The 207-nt window shown below is 49.3% G+C and carries 1 rRNA gene; it reads right to left on the bottom strand.

What is annotated here, in order from left to right:
* A 5S ribosomal RNA gene (rrf, locus tag ACW5XC_RS20500) occupies positions 1-75 on the bottom strand; the annotation flags it as partial.
* Positions 76-207 lie beyond the last annotated feature (132 nt).

A 207-nucleotide genomic window follows, 5' to 3' on the forward strand; every position in this document is an offset into this window, starting at 1 on the left:
ACCATCGGCGCTACCGCGTTTCACTTCTGAGTTCGGCATGGGATCAGGTGGTTCCACGGCGCTATGGCCGCCAGGCAAATTCTTCAATCTGAGAAAGCTGATTTAGTTATTCGTTCTCGGTATCTGCTACAAGCCTTAGAACACTTCTTGGGTGTTGTATGGTTAAGCCTCACGGGTAATTAGTATGGGTTAGCTCAACACGTCACC

Source organism: Aeromonas sp. 25-AL00135 (assembly GCF_054052385.1).